We start from the raw sequence: 19338 nt of genomic DNA, 5'->3' as shown, positions 1-19338 counted from the left end.
TTTTAACTACAAGGGAATAGAGTGTATTAAATCTAATTGATAATGGTTATCTTTACCGACTAGAGGAGGAATTAACATGTGTGGAATTGTAGGTTTTGTAGATTGGGGACATGATCTAACTCTTCAAAAGGATGTTCTCATCCAAATGACTCAAACACTTATACCCCGGGGTCCGGATGCAGAAGGGTACTGGATTTCCCCCCGTGCTGCATTCGGGCACCGACGCCTGGTTGTTGTTGACCCCGAAGGGGGCCGTCAGCCCATGATTCGCCAGCGAGGTGAACATACTTATACCCTGATTTATAATGGTGAACTCTATAATACGCCCGAGATCCGCCAAGAACTTTTGAGTCTCGGATACCGGTTTGAAGGGCATTCTGATACTGAAGTAGTACTTCTCTCTTACTTAGAATGGGGCCCCTCCTGCATAGAGCGTTTAAACGGAATTTTCGCCTTTGGAATCTGGGATAGTAAAGAGCAGCAACTGTTTGTTGGGCGTGATCGCCTGGGAGTTAAGCCCCTCTTCTACAGTGAACAGTCAGGTTCAATTATCTTTGCTTCAGAACTCAAAGCCATATTACAACACCCGGATATTTCCCCCATTGTTGGTAGGGAAGGATTAGCTGAGGTCTTCCTCGTCGGACCAGCACGTACTCCAGGAATGGGAGTTTACGACGGAATCTCCGAATTAAAACCGGGGCATGTTCTTACCTATTCAGCAAATGGGCTGAAGATTACAAGGTATTGGGCCCTACCTTACAACGTCCATGAAGATGATTTAGAAACGACAACTGCTAAGATACGAGACTTATTTCTGGATACTGTCAAACGGCAATTGGTCTCTGATGTACCGATCGGAACTCTGCTCTCCGGAGGTCTAGATTCGAGTGCTATTACAGCAATCGCTTCTGAATTCCTTAACCAGAATGGAAAAGGACCCCTTCCGACTTTTTCTGTAGATTATGTTGAGAATGATAAATATTTTCATACAAATGATTTTCAACCTGATGCAGACGGTCCATGGATTGAACGAATGTCCCAAACTTTCAAAACCCAACACTCCAACTTTGCTTTTGATACTCCCCAACTCGTTGAAACTTTAAAAGCGGCCACGCTTGCTCGCGACCTTCCTGGAATGGCCGACGTCGATGCCTCATTGCTACTCTTCTCACGCGCTATCAAGAACAAAGTAACAGTTGGTTTGTCTGGAGAATGCGCCGACGAAGTGTTTGGCGGATACCCTTGGTTTCATCGTCCAGATGCCCTCAACGCGCAAACCTTTCCTTGGGCTTTGCATGTTGAAAACCGTTTACAGATTCTTTCGCCTGAACTTATTGCACGCCTTCAGCCCCATGACTATTTGTCAAGACGCTATGAAGAAGCTTTAGCAGAAATCTCCAAGCTACCAGGGTCTTCCTCCATTTCTCACCAAGACAGTAGAACCATTCAGGGAGATCTGCAACGTGAAACCCGAATCCGCGAGATTACCTACTTAACTTTAACCCGTTTCATGCCAACTCTACTCGATCGTAAAGATCGAATGACTATGGCTACCGGACTTGAGGTCCGAGTTCCCTTCTGTGACCATCGTTTAGTCGAATATGCCTGGAATATCCCTTGGGAGATGAAAGCACTTGAAGGTAGAGAAAAAGGACTTCTGCGACATGCCCTCACTGGCATCTTGCCAGACGATGTGCTATGGCGTCGCAAAAGCCCCTATCCAAAAACTCATCACCCTAGTTATCTTTCTGCCGTTCGCACCTGGCTCAGTCAGATCCTCGAAGACCCGTCTTCGCCGATTCTTCCCTTCCTCAACCTCCCTGCCCTTCGAGATCTCATGAAGCTTTCAGATACCATGCCTTCAGGTCGTCCCTGGTTCGGACAGTTAATGGATATTCCACAGCTTTTTGCCTATCTTATTCAAGTCAACTATTGGTTAGTGGGAAACAAAGTAATGATTCGTTAAGCGAACGATTTATGTACCCAAATGACCTGATTGCAAAATGAACCCCGAACCATGAAAGCCCTTAACGACTACGTTTAACGCCGTCTTGGGCTTTCTTCCCACTTTTTATCAGTTAGGACCTCTATGCTCTGCTTCGGTAGAGGTAGACCCCCCGCGGATTAAACCGCTTCATGAACATTGGCCGCTTCGCCGGCTTTACTTTCGGGTGGCTTTCTCATAACCTTCACTTTGGTAATTCTAAACCCGTTGACCTCCATCACTTCAAAATGGAATCCATCAAAATAGATTGTATCCCCTTTGACAGGCTTACGACCGAGACGGGAAAAAACATAGCCTCCAATGGTAGAGACCGTTTCTTCTTCAAGTTGAATGTCAAGGAGTTCTGAAACTTCTTCCATCAAAACCCGGCCGTTAAGCAAATACTCATTTTCAGCCAATTTCTGAATAGATGGCTGTTCCAACTCAAATTCATCATAGATTTCCCCGACCAATTCTTCCAGCATGTCTTCAATCGTGACAAGCCCCGCCGATCCCCCAAATTCGTCTACGATAATAGCCATATGGGTTCGCTGACTCCGCATCTTCTGTACTAGATGTGAAATTGGCATTCCTTCAGGAACGACGAGGACATCCCGCTTAATTTGAGTGATATCTTTTACGTCCGACTGTTCCTTGAGCCGAAAGATGTCTCGCATGTGAACTAAGCCGAGAACATGGTCTTTATCATCATCGCACAACAGGTAACGCGTATGCCCATATTTGTTCACAATATCGAGAATCTCCTCAAACGTATCCTGAACAAAGATACACACCATATCTTGGCGAGGAATCATCACTTCACTCGCAATACGGTCTGAAAACTCGAACACGTTGTCCAGGAGTTTTCCTTCCATTTTATCCAGATAGCCATATTTCTGACTGGCATCGACCAACATGCGCAATTCTTCTTCACTATGCACTAAATCAGCTTCATTGGCCGGTTTAATTTTCCATATACGCAACACAAGATTGGCCAAGTTATTAAGTGCCCAAATTACCGGATAGAATACCCGGTAAAAACCTTTTAAGAAGCCAGCAGTAGCCAGTGCAGTACTCTCATCCTTTTGGATGGCCAAAGATTTAGGGACAAGCTCTCCCATCACGATGTGTAGGAATGAAATGAGTAAAAAAGCTATCGCAACAGCGATGGACTCCGTATAGACTGGATCCCAACCGCCCACACCTAAGAACAACGGTTCGATCAAAGTCGCGATCGCTGGTTCTCCAAGCCAACCTAAGCCCAGGGAAGCGAGGGTAATACCAAGCTGACTAGCGGAAAGGTATGCATCTAGTTTTGATGTGACTTCGAGAGCTGTTTGGGCTCTTCGTGAACCATTCTCCGCAAGTTCTGCCAATCGTGTTTTGCGGACTTTTACCATCGAAAATTCAGCAGCCACAAAAAAACCGTTTATTCCAACCAATAAAAAGGCAATAAAAACCTTAAAGAAACTCCAGAACAGACCTTCGATGATTTTCACCTTTTCCTTTCGTTATATTTTTGTATCTTCTCCAAGCTTTTGCGACAATATCTAAATATTCTCCAAATTAACGTTTAAATGACTGACGACATTTCTTAATTGAAGTGTCTGATAGCTAATACTTCCATTATATACGATGGGAAGGTAGTTGTAAAAAATATGTCACCCCTTCCCCCTCAATTCCATACGCTAGAAATAGGACTTCAGTCAATATAGAAAGAAAAGGTGGTGTGACAGGGTATGAAAAAACCCTTAGTATGGAGAGTGTTCTCTAATGAATGAAGGAGTAAACCCCATCCTTACACGCAATGTTGCTTTACCTATTCCGCTTATACGTGAAACATGGCAAGATAAGCTCAAAGCCTTATCAAGATATCTAGGACCGGCGTTTATCGTGAGTGTCGCCTACATTGATCCCGGAAATTTTGCAACAAACATAAGTGGAGGTTCTAACTTTAATTACACACTTCTCTGGGTCATTCTGTGGAGCAATCTTATGGCCATTTTCTTACAAACACTTTCTGCAAAACTCGGAATCGCCACTGGCACGGATCTCGCGACTCATTGTGGTCGAGTTTTTAGTCGGCCGGTAAATATCTTCCTTTGGATCATTACCTTGTTAGCTGCCATGGCAACTTACATGGCCGAATTCTTGGGTGCGACACTCGGTTTCTATCTGTTGTTTGGTATTCCTCTACTTTCCTCTGGGTTATTGACTATCGGCGTTACCTTCTTGATCGTATATTTACAACGGTTTGGGCAACATGTTGTTGAACGCGTTATTACTGTATTGATTGCGGTCATTGGCCTCTCCTATTTCACAGAGATTTTTTATGCCAAGCCTGCTTGGGGCGAAGTTGTTTATCATACATTAATTCCCAGCCTAAGTTCGAATAGCGTACTGATAGCCGTTGGGATGCTCGGAGCAACTGTCATGCCCCATGTGATCTACCTTCACTCTGATCTGGTAAAAAGTCGCCGAACAGCGAATGATCTCGTGGCGAATAAAAAACATTTCCGACTTGAACGCCTTGACATCATCATCGCTATGAATATTGCCTTTTTGGTGAATGCTGCGATGGTTATCGTTTCCGCTTCTGTTTTTTACACAAATGGCTTACCTGTTGACACGATAGAAGAAGCCCACCGTTCTTTGTCTCCACTACTCGGATCCCTCTCTAGCGGAGCTTTTGGGTTGGCACTTCTTGCGTCTGGGCTGTCTTCCTCAGCCGTGGGTGCAATGGCAGGGGAATGCATGATGAATGGGTTCATCGGCCTTGATATTCCGCCAAATGTTCGCCGTATCATTACTGTCATTCCCGCCTTAGCCCTTCTAGCTCTCGGAGTAAATCCCATGACAATCCTAATTTTGAGCCAGGTGGTATTGAGTTTCGCTCTTCCATCAGCGATAATTCCCCTTCTTTTGATTACAAAACGCAAAGATATTATGGGTGAAATGGTCAATCGACGAATAACAAACTGGATTGGAGTAGGCGTCGTCAGCCTAATCATCACTTTAAACGGTGTTTTGCTGTTCTTGACCTTTAAATCTTGAATTCCCCTTTTCTCTCAACACTAGGAAAAACTCTTTTCCAAATCCCATAAACAAATACGGCATCTGCCCAAATCATTTATTGTATAATAGACAAAGCACTCCTTCGATGTTTCGAAGGAGTGCTTTCCACATATCAACGCCTACTTTTTTAGGCCTGCCACATATTGCGATACCGCTTGCATTTCAGCATCACTAAGCATATTAGCATAAGCAGGCATACTTCCTTTACCTTTCTTGACAACCTCATAAACTTGAGCTTGAGTCCTACTTTCCTTATTCAGGGCTGCTGCGGAACCACCCGCACCTCCTGCACCATGACAGCCCGCACATTTTTGGTCATACACATCTTTTCCGCTTGCCGCCGTGGTCGTTGTCGAGGTGGATGACGCAGGCGTCTGGCCCGTTGTTGGCGCGGTCTGAGTGGTTGGTGATTGAACTTGCGGAGCCGGGGGTGGAGCTGGAGTCGGAGCTGGGGTTTGCGAACCGCACCCACTAACGATCGCTACTGTACCGACTAGTAATCCCGTGATCAAAAGTTTCTTCATGATTATTTCGACCTCCCTCATATTACTAATTCAGGGTTTAACCCGTAAAGGGATCGTTTATTAATTGAGCTAGTTTATTTATTCCCTTCGACGAATCTAATCATACTAAATGCGATTTCATAGATTGAAAATATGTTCAATCTATGAAAAAACACAAAAAAGATAAGCAATTCTTCAAGGAATTGCTTATCTTTTTTGTGTTTTTTTGTATTAAGCATTAGTTTTCATATTAATTACCTATATGGTTTACTTCGATTACAGCTATTCTTAAGGTAAGAAAATACCTTCCGGATCAACCGTCTTGTAAAGTAGTTCTAACTCATTGTAAGTTGGAGGCTTGGTTTCCCCGCTCACCCTCGAAATATTCAAGTCAAACATGCAGTTTTCTCTGACCTGTTCAGGGGTAAAACCTGGATGAACCGTATCTAGATATATTATTCCATCGTCATCAAAATGATAGACACCCATATTGGATATAACAGCCCAGGGACCGCCCCGGAAAGCCTTGCCGTAAACCTCTTTTTTATGGACGAATTCGCCACCCGGCCACTTAGGGATTCTCCATCCCGGTGAAGTGATGTAGCTACAGCGTTCTACAAAACGTCGTTTCTCCTGAATCATAATAAAGACAGTTCTTTTAGCGAGAGCATTAATGTCGGCGTTTCCACCACTACCCGTTAGACGCTTGCCGACTGGGGAGTAGCCCCCCATGGCGGTGGTATTGACACTGCCATACTGATCGATTTCTGCACCACCTAAGAAAGCCATATCCACATTTCCTCTTTGCAGTTGTCCAAAAACGTCGTATAAACCAGAAGCAATCGAAGCCTGATAGATACAGCGAGCATCCCCCACGGAGGTGGGCAGAGAAATGGGCCTTCCATCCACACTGCCGGCCTCATAAATACATACTGCGTTAGGCGCAGTGGTTTTCTGAGCCAACATGATAGCCAACATGGGCAATCCGGTTCCTGCAAAAACAACCTCCCCGTCTGTTACCTCTCTTGCTGCGGATACGGCCAGAAGGTCGATTGGTTTGAATTCGCCAACTTTTGCAAAATCATTACTAGCCATTATCTCGACCCCCTTTTCACTTTGGTGGAATAGCCTAGCGCAGCGCTGGCCCTCAAAGTTTCTAGGCGGCTGACGCCCAGCTTGTTAAGATATTCCTCATGATCAGCAACTCCAAAGATCCATTCTTTAGCCCATTCATCAAAGCCTTCCTGGGTACGCGTCTTAGTGAAGAAATTATTGATGAAAGCCCCATCTGTTTCATAAGCGCCAAAACATCCCGTGGGATGGGCTCCCCAAGGTAATTCCACAATATAGTCAACCAAGTGAGGCGGAATAAGATTCCTTTCCGGCTCACGACGGATGAACTCTTCCGGTACGATCTGCTCAGTAATGACGATTAACTTGTCGGCTGATTTCATCGCCTCCTCATCACTGAACTTTTGTCCCAATACCCGAACGGTTCCCTCTGAGCCCACCATATTAACGTGCGCAATGCACCAATTGGGCTGGGCAGCTGGAATTAGAGCCACTTCAGTCCCGGTAAAGTTCTCTTTGTATATTTCGTATTTTTTTGCTGGTATTTTGGGATTAGAGCCATCACGCAGACCAGCTTTACCCAGCATATCGTATTCCGGATTCAAAATATCGGACCCCAGCGCAGCATAAGTGGGCGTAAACGGTATCCCTTGAGAACCTGCCACCAAACGGCAAAGCATCTGCACATGGCTGTAATCTTCAATGATTAACTCGCCCGCTTCGACTTTGCGAGCCATATTTCCTGCGATCTTGCCAAATAATTCGTGACCATTCCAACACGACTCCCATATCTTTACACAACCGGCCCCGATCAACATATCACTGTGGGTCCCGCCGTTGACCTCCACTAAATGCAAGTTTTTCTTACCCTGTCGAATTAGTTCCATGATGGCTGCCATTGGACGACGCCAGATGGTAAATCCGCTAAATGTCAGCATGTCGCCATCGTTAATAAAGCTGATGGCCTCTGCTAAACTAACTTTTTGGGGTCTGCTCATGTATTTATACCTCCTTTTTTATTAGCTGGTTTTTAGCACTTTTTTGTTGGAGACATTTTCAATCGCTACCATCGAAAAATCTGTTCCTAAACTGATGGAGAAATACCCACATTCGTCAATTGAGTCCTTGTAAAGACGTGTCTGACCTTTGAATTTCTCACACCTCACGTTCTTCTCTTTTCTCTCTTGAAGGGAACATTCTCTCACTAAGATTCCTAATAATAACATCATACCTAGCCCTCATTAGGACGTCAAGACTTATTTTTATATTATTCAAATAAATATGAATATTTTATATTATTTGCCCAGTTTCTCATGTTTTAACTCCCCGACATCGTAGTGTTGAGTGCCCTTCATTTGCCTTCAGGCACCAAACAGAGTTAAAGCTCGTCAAATTATGAACAAGTACTTGAGATTAGAAAAAGGGTGTGTTATGCTTAAAAGAAAGAATATATACATTTTAGGTGCCCATTGGGAGAATAGGGAAGTTCGGTTTAAAACCGACGCGGACCCACCACTGTATTCGATGAGCTTCGTAAACCACTGGCGTTATGCTGGGAAGGTTACGGATTAAGCGATGATTCGTTAGCCAGGAGACCTGCCTAAGATGTTTACGTTTCCCACACCGTGGGGAGCGGCGGTGATGACGGTAAAGTCCCGACTACAAAGTTATTTGTGGTCAGGACTTTACTTTTTTTTACAAATAAAAATATTAAGGGGGAGAAAACCAATGGAAAAATTAACAGAATCCCAACTATTTTCTCAACTTGAAACTCTGATTGCGAGCATTTCAGACCTTGACGAGGAAGCTATGGCCCAAATCCAAGTTCGCTTAGATTCACTCACTAAACCTCAGGGAAGCCTGGGCCAATTAGAACATTTGGCCAAGCAACTCGGCGGCATCCAACGAACCTCCCGCCCTAAAATCCAAAAGAAAGCCGTCCTATTAATGGCAGGAGATCATGGAGTCGTCGAAGAAGGAGTAAGTGCCTTTCCTCAGGAAGTTACCCCTCAGATGGCGTATAATATCATGAACGGTGGGGCCGCCATCAATGTTCTATCTCGCCAAGCGAATGCCGAGGTATTTTTGACTGATGTCGGTATTGCCTTTCCATTAGAGGGAAATATTATTCATAAACGTGTCGCTGATGGGACTAAAAATATGGCCAAAGGCCCAGCCATGACACGGCAAGAAGCCTTACAAGCTCTACTAGTCGGAGCTGAGGTTGCCTCTGAAAAGATCGCTGAAGGATATAACCTTTTTGCCACAGGTGAACTCGGAATCGGTAATACTACCCCAAGTTCTGCCATCGTCGCCCTCTTGACGAATTCCTCCATTGAAGATGTGGTTGGGCGTGGAACCGGAATCGACGACGCCGGAGTCATTAGAAAACGTTGTGCCATTGAAAAAGCCATTGAAGTCAATCAACCTGATATAACGGACGCCCTCGATGTTCTAACCAAAGTAGGGGGCTTAGAAATTGCGGCGATTGCTGGTTCGATCCTTCAAGCTGCTGCTAGCCATGTTCCCATTGTGATCGACGGATTTATCTCGACTGCTGGCGCACTCATTGCTTCAAAACTGGCTCCTAAGAGCATCGCCTATATGATTCCCTCTCATGGGTCCGTCGAAATAGGTCACCGCAATGCATTATCCGGCCTAGGGCTTGATCCAATACTTAACCTGAATATGAGACTTGGTGAAGGAACAGGAGCCGCCATAACCTTTTACATTGTTGAATCCGCCCTTCATATCCTCGAGGAAATGGCGACCTTTGCTGATGCAGGAGTCAGTGAGCAATCAAGCTAACCCGAAGCAGCATGTCTCATCTCCATCCAATAAACTAGGGGAGTCGGTGAATGTTATGTCTCAATTTACACTCATCACAGGCGGTGCGAGGAGCGGTAAAAGCAGCTTTGCCGAACTCCTAGCTGCTTCAGCAAATTGTCCAGTCACATACATTGCGACCGCCCAGGTCTGGGACGAAGAAATGGCCCAGCGCGTTAAGAAACATCAGAAACAACGTCCGTCTACTTGGCAGCTCATCGAAGAACCCCTGAACATTCGTGATACCTTAATCCGACTAAAAGACGAGAACGGAGTTATTCTCCTCGATTGTGTCACTCTCTGGCTTACTAATCTTCTTTTAGCAGAACAAGCAGAATCATCAAACCAAGATGAGGCTAGTCCCACCATTGAGGGGCAAATCCTAGCTATGGTTCAGGAAGTCGCCCTGCTTGCCCAAGAGATAAAACCGCAAGTCCTCTTTGTCACCAACGAAGTGGGTCAAGGAATTGTTCCCGAAAACCCCTTGGCCCGAGCTTACCGCGATTTGTCCGGACGCAGCAATCAAATCCTGGCTCAGTGTGCAGATCAAGTGTATTTGGTCGTAGCTGGTTTTCCTATGGAGATTAAACACTCCGGTGAGAAACTGCTTGCTTCCCTACTCAAGGAGTGATTTAATTTGCGCGGGTTTGTCATTGCCCTAACCTTTTTGACTCGGCTTCCTTTTCCATCACCAAAAGACGTTTCTTCGGAAGAATTTACACATAGTTACAGGTATTATCCCGGGGTTGGATTAGTGATCGGTCTAATCCTCTGGCTTTTGGCGAAGGCTTTAATTCCGTATTACCCCCCTTTGGTTTTAGGTGCTATCTTATTAGCTGCAGAGTTAATGCTTACAGGAGGAATCCATCTAGATGGGTTTATGGATAGTATGGATGGATTATTATCCGCTCGAAGTCCAGAACAAATCCTGGAAATCATGAAGGATAGCCGAGTTGGGGCCCACGCCTCTATGGCACTAGTCGGCTTATTACTTCTTAAGTTCACCTTACTTGCCAGTCTGACTAGCCCCCAATCTCTTTCCATCCTAATTGTTATGCCCATGCTCTCTCGTTGGGTTTTTCAAATCGGCATGATCGGGTTTCCTTACGCGCGCTCCCAAGGGCTTGGCAAAGGATTTCATGAAGCTACACGTTGGATTCCGTTTCTTCTCATTGGCATGGTCGTTTGCGGGATTTCCTTCTTCTTTGCAGGAGTTGCCGGACTCATCGCCTTTGGAGTATCCATCCTCACGATAAGCGTCTTTGCCTCCAGGGTTTCTTCTCTTCTCGGGGGATTGACCGGCGACCTTTATGGAGCCTTTATCGAAGTTTCCGAAGTTGTGTGCTTATTGGTGGCTTTTCCCTTTCTCCACTGACTCAGCTATATAGTTCTATTATCCCTCATCAAATAAAAAGGGGCCATACCTTCCTTCCCAGTTTATTACACTTTTTTCGTTTGAGAATTTCATATAAGCTTGAGGATTATTCACCATTTTGTAGGTGTATAATCCTTTTTTTGTTCAAGATTTATGCCAATCTAAGAAAGATAAATAACTTCAGACTACATTGGTCATATTAACTAGGATGACTCCAGGAAGGGACGGGGGTAGTGATTAGTTACATAAATAACAAATTTCGGTATTTGAAATTCCTTATCGAAAACTCTCCTAGAAATCCAATAAAACTGGAAACTTCTCATACTGACCAGGAAATTCCTACTTCCCTTTCAAAAAGTCTTACAACAAACTTAGATGTTATAAAGGGCCTACTCGGGAAAAATTACGATGTCGTTATCCGAGATTTTACCCTCGGCGAGCATCGACAAGTGAAAGCAGCGATTGTTTATCTCAATGGAATGACCGATTCGAATACAATCAACGAAAATATTCTCAAACCTTTAATGTTTGAATCACGTTTAACCATTAATAACGATGCCTTAAACCTTAACGCTATTGAAGTTATTAGAACGAACATGCTTTCTGTAGGGGAAGTCAGTAAATCGACATCGATCCAAAAAATTATCGATAGCTGTTTGTCTGGCGAGACCCTATTACTAGTCGATGGTTGTCTTGAAGCCTTAGAAATCATGACCGCTAGTTGGAACTCCCGAAGTGTTGGAGAACCAAAAACCGAATCCGTAGTCCGTGGACCACGCGAAGGCTTTACAGAAAAAATACTTACAAACACAACCTTAATAAGGCGCAAAATCAAGAACCCGGATTTAATCATGGAATCTATGAAAATAGGTCAACGCACTAAAACAAGTGTTTGTATAGTCTATATAAAGGGAATTGCGAATCCTTTGCTCATTGAGGAGATTAAGCGTAGGCTAATAGATATCAAAACCGACTCGATCCTTGAATCTGGCTATATTGAGCAATTTATTGAAGATGCACCCTTCTCCATATTTTCAACCGTAGCGAATAGCGAAAAACCCGATACTGTAGCGGCCAAGATGCTTGAGGGACGGGCAGCCATTCTGGTCGACGGTACTCCGTTCGTACTTACTGTTCCCATGCTATTTATAGAAAGCTTTCAAAGCGCTGAAGATTATTATTCCCGACCATACTTCGCAAGTTTGATTAGGATGATTCGGTTTTTATCATATATGATCAGCATTCTCGCCCCAGCCACCTACGTGGCCTTGACAACGTTTCACCAGGAATTACTTCCCACTCCTCTTTTATTTAGCATGGCCGCTGCTCAAGAAGGGGTTCCTTTCCCAGCCGTGGTGGAAGCCATAACGATGGGGATTATATTTGAGATTCTGAGAGAGGCTGGAGTAAGATTACCCAGACCTGTCGGTCAAGCGGTAAGTATTGTAGGAGCCCTAGTGATCGGTCAATCCGCTGTAACCGCCGGACTAATCGGTGCGCCTATGGTTATCGTAGTAGCTTTAACAGCGGTAGCTAGTTTTGTAGTTCCTGCGCAAACGGATTCAGGAGGAATATTGCGTATCATTTTTACAATTCTGGCTGGGTTTATAGGTGGTTTTGGAATCATGATTGGGCTAATCGGGGTCTACATTCATCTAGCGTCACTAAGGTCCTTTGGGACTCCTTATCTTTCTCCTATCGCACCACTCATTGTGCGTGACTTGAAAGATACCTTTGTTAGAGCACCTTTATGGACTATGTTAACTCGACCTAGGACGATCGGCTGGCATGATCCCAAACGACAGGAATTCAGACTTAAACCTAGCCCACCTCCAGAAAAAGATACTGAATAAGAACTAACTTTTTAGATAAGGTGTCAAAATGAAAAATCACTACAAGATTATAGTCACAATAATAACGTTACTGGCAATCGCTTTGGGTACAACAGGCTGTTGGAATCGGCGAGAACTGCCTACTTTAGCCATCGTCTTGGGTGTTGGCGTAGATCGCATCGAAGACACAGGCAAGTTGAAATTGACCGCGCAAATTGTTAAAACAGCTACGTTGAAAACGAGTAGTACTGAGGATAGTAGCAGCGGAAGTAGCGGAGATGCTTTTTGGAATGCCACAAATACAGGTGATAGCATGTTTGAAACAGTGAGAGATTTCACACATAAAACGAACCGCAAGTTATATTGGCCTCATAATCAAGTGATAATCTTTGGCCATTCTCTTGCCGAAAAAGGAGTTCAACAATATATTGACTTCTTTATTCGGGACCAGGAACCCCGACTAGGAGTTTGGGTCTTGGTTGCTGACGATAAGGCTAGTGACGTGCTTGATGTCAAACCCAAACTAGAGAAAATCCCCGCAGTCAATCTTGCCGATTTAATGGAAGATCAATCGGCAAGTTCTCAGACAAGTGTTATTAAGCTCTACGAATTTATCACCCGCTTAATGAGCCAGACGACAGCTCCAATTGCCCCGATTGTTGAAGTTCAAGGAAAAGGGAACGATAAAGAATTGATCGTTACTGGCACAGCAGTTTTTAAACGAGATCAATTGATCGGAAAATTAGACAAAGAGGAAACTCGAGGCCTGTTATGGGTTATCGATAAGGTCAAGAGCGGAATCATCGATGTCAATTGTCCTGACTCTGATGCTAAAGTAAATTTAGAAATCATTCGTACCAAAGGTAAATTTACCTCAGAAATCATCGATAATAAGCCCTACATAAAAGTTGATATTAAAGAAGAGGGGAATATTGCCAGCCAATCCTGCTCAGACAGTTTAGTTTCCCCCGCTACAGTTGCAGCTTTAGAAGCGGAACAAGCTAATGCAATAAAGGAAGAAATCAAGGCTGCCCTAAGCAAAGCCCAGAAGCTTAATGCAGATATTTTTGGTTTTGGAGATGCCATCCATCAGAGACACCCCAGCGAGTGGAAAGAAATGAAAACTAACTGGAATGAACTCTTTCCAGATCTTGAAGTAGAGATCAATGTCGAGGCTAAATTACGCCGATCAGGCATAATAGGACAGCCACCAGCACCGGAAAAGGAGAAATAGCCGTTCATGAAACTTGAAAAGGGTGAAATATCAAGTTCACAATTAGTGTTCCTAGTAGGAGGTTTTTTGCAAGGCTCTCTTTTAACGTTATCATTTGCCGGCAATATCACTAAACATGATACATGGCTAGCTGTCATTGCGGGAGTAGCACTGACAGTCCCCTTAGCCTTGGTTTATATTGCTCTTGCTCAAAGATTCCCTGGTAAAAACTTAGTCGAAATGAATGAACTTATTTACGGCCCCTATCTAGGCAAACTAATTTCCTTGCAATATATTGGATTATTTTTAACGATCCTCGCATCAAATCTATGGTTTATAGGGGATTTTTTTCTGACCTACATTTTGCCGGAAACCCCCATATTAGTGATCATGATCATGTTTATGTTTATTTGTGCCTGGGCTGTGCGTAATGGAATAGAAGTAATAGCCAGGACCAGTTTTCTATTTGTCTTAATCACCTTGCTAATCACTTCAATAACATTTATTTTACTATTAAAAAATATGAAGATTACTAATCTATTACCAGTCTTGGATATTCCACTGCGAGACTTTATTCATAGCACTAATATTTTAATGGCTATTCCCTTTAACGAGGTATTTGTTTTTCTCATGGTAATCCCTTATATGAACAACCAAAAACATATTAAAGCCACTACTCTACTAGGATTAACAATCGGAGGCCTTAACATGTTACTCATGACGATACGTAATACATTGGTGCTGGGTCCTCTGGTTGCGATTCTTACATCTTCTTCGATGGAATCAGTGCGTTTGATAAACATAGGGAAAATTCTAACCAGACTTGAAATGGTCGTGGCAATCTCGCTCTTAGTCTCATTATTTCTAAAGGTTAGCGTCTTCTATTACGCTACAGTTTTAGGCATAGCCCAGTTAGTCAAGATGCGTTCATATTTACCATTAGTCCTACCTGTTGGTATCATTGGCATTACACTTGCTCTTTGTTTTGAATCCAGCATGCAATTTATCTATACATCACAGAATACTTTTCCTATTTTCAGCATCCCCTTTTATATTCTGATTCCGATTTTATCCTTATTTATTGCCAAGATACGCAAGCTACCAAAATAACAGGAGGGGGGAATCCGATGATACTTTTGTTAGTAAGCGTTTTCATTGGCATTATCCTATTTGAAGTTCCTAATTTAATAAGAAATAAATATTGGCGAGAACTTATTGTCTTTTCGATTCTCTTATCCATCGCCTTCACAATGGCAATGCTAGAAACCATGGGAGTAAAACTCCCAAATCCATCGTTAATCATCGATTGGTTAGTGCGTGATGTCTTACATTTGAATTATCAATAGGTATCAAAGTTTCGCTAGAAGTTCATTCCATTGGATAATCACATAAATCAGACAAGAAACAAGAAAGCGTAAGGTTAACGATTCTGTTCATCAACCTTACGCTTTCAGTTTATTGAAATTCACACCCTAACCGCTCGAGCCAGACGCCGAACGCCTTCTTCAATGGTTTCCGGTGTTGAACAGGAGTAATTCAATCGTACTTCTGATGTCACACGCCCATCAGGGTAAAACAAAGCACCTGGCACATACAGCACATTTTGGCGAATCGTCTCCTGAACGTAGTCAAAACTGTTGTTAATCTTTTTGAATCGCGCCCAGAGGAAAAGTCCTCCTGAGGGAATTATCATATCCACGTCATCGCCTAGATACTTCTCTATGGCCTGAACCATTGCCTCTCTGCGTTCCTTATAGAGTGTACATAATTTAAGAATATGTCCGGGAAGTAGCCCTTCGTTTAAAAACTCAAGCACTGCACGTTGGGTTAGGTTATTACTATGCAAGTCCACACCTTCTTTAGTTTGGCAAAGGTGGTTGATGATATCGGGGTTCGCAACCACATATCCCACCCTAAGTCCAGGAGCCAGGACTTTAGAAAACGTGCCTAAGTAAATGACCTGATCCCCCAAATCGATTAAATTCGGGTACCTCTCTCCTTCAAAACGCAACTCGCCATAGGGATTGTCTTCTACGAGCAACAAATCATACGCCTGAGCCACTTTCAAGAGTGCTATCCGTCGTTCAAGCCCCATTATCTTGCCGGAAGGATTTTGATAGTTTGGAATAAGGTATAAAAACTTAGGCGTCACTTGTTTGAGCATCGTTTCCAGTTCTTCAGGTATAATTCCCTGCTCATCACAAGGTATCGTCATCAACTGAGCGCGAAACCCTTGAAATGCCTGAATCGCCCCCAAATAAGTGGGGGTCTCGACAAATACAACATCCCCCGGATCAAGAAAGGTTTGTGCAAGTAAACTTAGTCCCTGCTGACTGCCCGTTGTTACCACAATTTCTTCCGCTTCAACCGGTTTGCCATTTCTCTGATGTTGCTGTGCAAGCCATTGCCGGAGCTGCGGATGTCCTGCTGTTTGCGCATATTGCAGGGATGATTTCCCTTGCTCTTCAAAAACTCGTTGAAAACAACGCTGCAACGCCTGATCCGGAAAAAGTTCCGGGGCGGGTAATCCCCCAGCAAAGGAAATCATATTAGGATCCTGAGCCGCCTTTAATATTTCACTGATAAATCCTTCTCCCGTAGCTTCCATCCAACTCGCATACTGCATTATTACTCCTCTTTTCAGATTGAATTCCAAAGATTTATTATATTAAGTTTATAGTCTAAATCTAAAGTTCTTCATAATTCATGGTTATTTGATAATACGGTCAATTTCATTATAATCCTCTTAAGACGAAGAAGGCAACTACAAAACAGCAGTTGCCTTCTCTCATCAATATTCTTGCATAGGCATTAAGCGAGTAACCTTTTGCACAAATCTGCGGCAGTACCAGCATCTGGCGCATACCCATCTGCCCCGATTTGCTCAGCAAACTCTTTTGATACGGGAGCACCGCCAACGATTACCTTTACCTGCTCGCGCAATCCTTCGACTTTTAAAGCTTCGATCGTTGCTTTCATATTCAACATCGTCGTGGTTAATAGGGCTGACATACCAATAATCTGGGCCTTATGTTCTTTCACTGCTTTAACAAAAGCCTCCGGTTTGATGTCAACTCCTAAATCAATCACTTTAAAACCGCTACTTTCCAGCATCATATTCACAAGGTTCTTACCAATATCGTGAAGGTCCCCTTGAATTGTGCCCACCACCACAGTCCCTGCTGTAGGCATATCCGAATCAGCAATCAACGGTTTAACCAGCTCAATTCCAGCACTCATGGCTCTAGCTGACATCATAACTTCTGGTACATACATACTACCGGCTTTAAAACGTGTACCAACGACGCCCATCCCTGGGATGAGACCTTCATTGATGATAGACACGGGATCAACCTTGTTGTCGATCATACCCTGGGTCAATTCCTTAACTTTTTGCAGGCTTCCCTGGATGATTGCTTCATTTAAATTCACGAAATCTGCCATATTCTTCCCCTCCAAATTGATTGATTGCGCATAAGCTTTTTAGAGAACTTTTCTCTGATACCCATAATTTCTTTTTGGTACAATTAGAAGATCTACACTGAACACATTACAATGCCCACCAAGGTATATTCTCCCCATGTTTTTCTTTTCCTGCTATGAAACATAGATTCACTTTGATTTTATAATTTATTCTTTTCACATAACTATTTCTCAGTACCTATCTAGTCATCACAGAATATGTTACGATTAATACATTAAGCTCTGATGCTAGTTAGGGAGGTAACCTCGTGAACAAAAAACACTTCTCACTCCTGACGTTGCTGGGTTCCCTCTTGTTGGTGATTGTACTCTATCCCAAACTTCAACACCCTGCTGTACTACAGGCGTTCGTTACGCAATGGGGATGGATTAGTATCCTTGTTGATTTATTCATAATCATGCTTCTAATGCTTTTTCCAGTGGTACCGTTTGTCTTAATCGCAGGAGTTAATACCCTTCTTTACGGATGGATCGGTGGTTTTATGCTTTCCCTCGGCGGAAGCTTATTAGGTTCCTCATTAGGTTTTTGGTTAGCCCGTACTCTTGGACAAGCATGGGCACAGCCAAAGGTAGAGAAACTTGGAAAATGGGGCACTCTAATCGAAGGCAATAGCTTTTCGCTTGTCCTTCTCTCCCGATTCATTCCATTCCTTCCCTCCGCGGCAGTAAATTATGCGTCTGGGGTATCTCTAATGGCCTTTCCAACGTTTTTTTCAGCAACACTTATCGGAAAAATTCCCATGATTGTTTGGGAGTCTTGGGTTGGGCATGACTTTTGGCGAATCTCTCATCATTCCGGGCGGTTATTACTTGCCCTAGTGATCGGTGCGCTTTCATTTGGGTCAGTTTGCCTATACTGGTATTTTTCGACTCGATGCCCCAATGATCCCCCTTCTTAAAGTAGTACATCAAAATAGTCGCCAGTTTCTTTAACTAGCGACTATTTTGATATACTAAATCATTATTCCTCACCACGAGCAATTTTTGCGACTTCCAAGGCGTCTTCTTGATAAATATCGGCCAGCAACCATTGGTCATTCTGCCAAACAAATTCCCAAAATTCCGTGTAGTAAAGTCGATGCTTATCATCACCCGACAGAATTCTTTGGGACGCATCGACCGTATAATCGACTAAACTAGCAGACACCATGACCATAAAATGTTGGGTCTGCTCATCCAAATGGCTATGAATGAATTCTATGTCCCCCTTGTTCAGAACTGGTTCCTTAATTATATTACGTTCTCCACGGGTTTTCATCCCTTGAAGATCTGACTGGTACTTATTGCCCAGTGTTGTGGTTAGATAGTCATTGGCTGCCGAAAGATCCTGACGGCTCCATGCATCTTGCAACCAGAAAAATACCTGTCGGACTCGTCCGATAAGAAAATCTCTATCCCAACGGGAAAAGGTCTCTGCATAATAGCGCATATTCTCGCGCGTAAAGTTGATTGACTTTCCAAAACGCTGAAGACTTTCTGAATTCGTGATCGGTCTTCCAGTGAGGTCCACTGGCGTCAGGCTCGAATAGTTCTCTCCATCGTCTCTGATGTTTGGACCAGAACTTGGCATGAATGGGGCACCTAAACCACGCCCCTTAGTTGACCTTCCTTGTTGACCCCAGCGACGCGAGGAGCGCAAAGCTTTGAAGATAAGGTAGAGAATAACCATTAAGAAGAGAAAACTAAATAATCCCCCAAATAATGATCCGCCTGAAGACGTACCCCCGAAGAAAAAGAACGGAAAGGGAAAGAATCCACCGAGTCCCCCACTGGAAGAACCTCTAGGTAAACTACCCCCAGAGAAAGACCCACCGCTATAACTTCGCCCTGAACTTCCGCCCAGACTCCCACCTACTCCTCCACCCCCACGTGCTAAAGCGAGAGAAGCCTGGGTCGAAAGGAGCATGAAAGTGATGGCAACCCCTATTCGTTTTATCCTTGTATTCATGCCCATCACCGACTTTCCTTTCTTTCGT

General features: G+C 43.7%; 18 protein-coding genes and 1 riboswitch. Of the genes, 10 read left to right on the top strand and 8 right to left on the bottom strand.

The annotated features are described in order from the left end of the window. Nucleotides 1-76: 76 nt before the first annotated feature. Complete coding sequence (gene asnB / locus E4K68_RS02830; protein WP_135377194.1) at nt 77-1966, top strand: asparagine synthase (glutamine-hydrolyzing); 1890 nt, start codon at nt 77-79, stop codon at nt 1964-1966. A 158-nt stretch (nt 1967-2124) separates the two neighbouring features. Here asnB and E4K68_RS02825 read toward each other — a convergent pair whose 3' ends face one another. After that, nucleotides 2125-3483, bottom strand: a complete 1359-nt coding sequence (locus tag E4K68_RS02825) for a hemolysin family protein (protein WP_282432953.1) — start codon at nt 3481-3483, stop codon at nt 2125-2127. Between the two features lie 274 nt (nt 3484-3757). Between E4K68_RS02825 and E4K68_RS02820 the strand changes: the two genes are divergently transcribed. Then, the gene (locus E4K68_RS02820) at nt 3758-5038 is read left to right on the top strand and encodes an Nramp family divalent metal transporter (protein WP_135377193.1); all 1281 of its coding nucleotides are present in this window, start codon (nt 3758-3760) and stop codon (nt 5036-5038) included. Between the two features lie 140 nt (nt 5039-5178). On the opposite strand, the gene E4K68_RS02815 is transcribed toward E4K68_RS02820, so the two are convergent. From E4K68_RS02815 to E4K68_RS02800, 4 genes are all read right to left on the bottom strand, one after another. Then, complete coding sequence (locus E4K68_RS02815; RefSeq protein ID WP_158291361.1) at nt 5179-5583, bottom strand: cytochrome c; 405 nt, start codon at nt 5581-5583, stop codon at nt 5179-5181. A 267-nt stretch (nt 5584-5850) separates the two neighbouring features. Further along, entirely contained in the window at nt 5851-6657 is an 807-nt protein-coding gene (locus E4K68_RS02810) for a CoA-transferase (RefSeq protein ID WP_135377191.1), read from the bottom strand. Then, nucleotides 6657-7631, bottom strand: coding sequence for a CoA transferase (locus tag E4K68_RS02805; RefSeq protein WP_135377190.1), 975 nt, complete (start codon nt 7629-7631; stop codon nt 6657-6659). The genes E4K68_RS02810 and E4K68_RS02805 overlap by 1 nt, the downstream gene beginning before the upstream one ends. 21 nt (nt 7632-7652) lie before the next feature. After that, nucleotides 7653-7862: a hypothetical protein gene (locus tag E4K68_RS02800; protein ID WP_135377189.1), complete on the bottom strand. Its 210-nt coding sequence runs from the start codon at nt 7860-7862 to the stop codon at nt 7653-7655. A 214-nt stretch (nt 7863-8076) separates the two neighbouring features. After that, a riboswitch (cobalamin riboswitch) is annotated at nt 8077-8252 on the top strand. 109 nt (nt 8253-8361) lie between these two features. On the opposite strand from E4K68_RS02800, the gene cobT reads away from it, so the two are divergent. The 7 genes from cobT (at nt 8362) to E4K68_RS02765 (ending at nt 15225) form a co-directional block, all read left to right on the top strand. Beyond that, nucleotides 8362-9441: a nicotinate-nucleotide--dimethylbenzimidazole phosphoribosyltransferase gene (cobT, locus tag E4K68_RS02795; protein ID WP_135377188.1), complete on the top strand. Its 1080-nt coding sequence runs from the start codon at nt 8362-8364 to the stop codon at nt 9439-9441. 55 nt (nt 9442-9496) lie between these two features. Continuing rightward, nucleotides 9497-10090: a bifunctional adenosylcobinamide kinase/adenosylcobinamide-phosphate guanylyltransferase gene (gene cobU / locus E4K68_RS02790; RefSeq protein ID WP_135377251.1), complete on the top strand. Its 594-nt coding sequence runs from the start codon at nt 9497-9499 to the stop codon at nt 10088-10090. A 6-nt stretch (nt 10091-10096) separates the two neighbouring features. Beyond that, complete coding sequence (gene cobS / locus E4K68_RS02785) at nt 10097-10834, top strand: adenosylcobinamide-GDP ribazoletransferase (protein ID WP_135377187.1); 738 nt, start codon at nt 10097-10099, stop codon at nt 10832-10834. Nucleotides 10835-11067: 233 nt separating this feature from the next. Continuing rightward, on the top strand, nt 11068-12687 hold the full coding sequence (locus E4K68_RS02780) for a spore germination protein (protein WP_135377186.1): 1620 nt from the start codon (nt 11068-11070) through the stop codon (nt 12685-12687). A 28-nt stretch (nt 12688-12715) separates the two neighbouring features. Next, nucleotides 12716-13900, top strand: coding sequence for a Ger(x)C family spore germination protein (locus E4K68_RS02775; protein WP_135377185.1), 1185 nt, complete (start codon nt 12716-12718; stop codon nt 13898-13900). 6 nt (nt 13901-13906) lie between these two features. Continuing rightward, entirely contained in the window at nt 13907-14989 is a 1083-nt protein-coding gene (locus E4K68_RS02770; RefSeq protein ID WP_135377184.1) for an endospore germination permease, read from the top strand. 17 nt (nt 14990-15006) lie between these two features. Beyond that, a complete protein-coding gene (locus E4K68_RS02765) occupies nt 15007-15225 on the top strand; it encodes a hypothetical protein (RefSeq protein WP_135377183.1) in 219 nt (72 codons plus the stop codon). A gap of 119 nt (nt 15226-15344) precedes the next feature. Here E4K68_RS02765 and E4K68_RS02760 read toward each other — a convergent pair whose 3' ends face one another. Both E4K68_RS02760 and E4K68_RS02755 read right to left on the bottom strand, forming a co-directional pair. Further along, a complete protein-coding gene (locus E4K68_RS02760; RefSeq protein ID WP_135377182.1) occupies nt 15345-16505 on the bottom strand; it encodes a PLP-dependent aminotransferase family protein in 1161 nt (386 codons plus the stop codon). Nucleotides 16506-16690: 185 nt separating this feature from the next. Beyond that, nucleotides 16691-17323: a corrinoid protein gene (locus tag E4K68_RS02755; RefSeq protein WP_135377181.1), complete on the bottom strand. Its 633-nt coding sequence runs from the start codon at nt 17321-17323 to the stop codon at nt 16691-16693. Nucleotides 17324-17610: 287 nt separating this feature from the next. Between E4K68_RS02755 and E4K68_RS02750 the strand changes: the two genes are divergently transcribed. Next, complete coding sequence (locus E4K68_RS02750) at nt 17611-18261, top strand: VTT domain-containing protein (protein WP_135377180.1); 651 nt, start codon at nt 17611-17613, stop codon at nt 18259-18261. A gap of 62 nt (nt 18262-18323) precedes the next feature. Here the strand turns inward: E4K68_RS02750 and E4K68_RS02745 are convergent, their stop codons facing one another. Next, the gene (locus E4K68_RS02745) at nt 18324-19310 is read right to left on the bottom strand and encodes a TIM44-like domain-containing protein (RefSeq protein ID WP_135377179.1); all 987 of its coding nucleotides are present in this window, start codon (nt 19308-19310) and stop codon (nt 18324-18326) included. Nucleotides 19311-19338: the final 28 nt, after the last annotated feature.

The organism is Desulfosporosinus sp. Sb-LF (assembly GCF_004766055.1).
Lineage (GTDB): Bacteria > Bacillota > Desulfitobacteriia > Desulfitobacteriales > Desulfitobacteriaceae > Desulfosporosinus.
The sequence above is the reverse complement of the archived record's forward strand: the minus strand, read 5'-3'. Positions and strand labels throughout refer to the sequence as shown.

Coding starts and splice junctions, on each gene's coding strand:
- E4K68_RS02770 (WP_135377184.1), top strand. CDS start 13,907: ATGAAACTTGAAAAGGGTGAAATATCAAGTTCACAATTAGTGTTCCTA.
- cobT (WP_135377188.1), top strand. CDS start 8,362: ATGGAAAAATTAACAGAATCCCAACTATTTTCTCAACTTGAAACTCTG.
- E4K68_RS02745 (WP_135377179.1), bottom strand. CDS start 19,310: ATGAATACAAGGATAAAACGAATAGGGGTTGCCATCACTTTCATGCTC.
- E4K68_RS02760 (WP_135377182.1), bottom strand. CDS start 16,505: ATGCAGTATGCGAGTTGGATGGAAGCTACGGGAGAAGGATTTATCAGT.
- E4K68_RS02815 (WP_158291361.1), bottom strand. CDS start 5,583: ATGAAGAAACTTTTGATCACGGGATTACTAGTCGGTACAGTAGCGATC.
- E4K68_RS02805 (WP_135377190.1), bottom strand. CDS start 7,631: ATGAGCAGACCCCAAAAAGTTAGTTTAGCAGAGGCCATCAGCTTTATT.
- E4K68_RS02800 (WP_135377189.1), bottom strand. CDS start 7,862: ATGATGTTATTATTAGGAATCTTAGTGAGAGAATGTTCCCTTCAAGAG.
- E4K68_RS02755 (WP_135377181.1), bottom strand. CDS start 17,323: ATGGCAGATTTCGTGAATTTAAATGAAGCAATCATCCAGGGAAGCCTG.
- E4K68_RS02810 (WP_135377191.1), bottom strand. CDS start 6,657: ATGGCTAGTAATGATTTTGCAAAAGTTGGCGAATTCAAACCAATCGAC.
- E4K68_RS02765 (WP_135377183.1), top strand. CDS start 15,007: ATGATACTTTTGTTAGTAAGCGTTTTCATTGGCATTATCCTATTTGAA.
- E4K68_RS02775 (WP_135377185.1), top strand. CDS start 12,716: ATGAAAAATCACTACAAGATTATAGTCACAATAATAACGTTACTGGCA.
- asnB (WP_135377194.1), top strand. CDS start 77: ATGTGTGGAATTGTAGGTTTTGTAGATTGGGGACATGATCTAACTCTT.
- E4K68_RS02820 (WP_135377193.1), top strand. CDS start 3,758: ATGAATGAAGGAGTAAACCCCATCCTTACACGCAATGTTGCTTTACCT.
- cobU (WP_135377251.1), top strand. CDS start 9,497: ATGTCTCAATTTACACTCATCACAGGCGGTGCGAGGAGCGGTAAAAGC.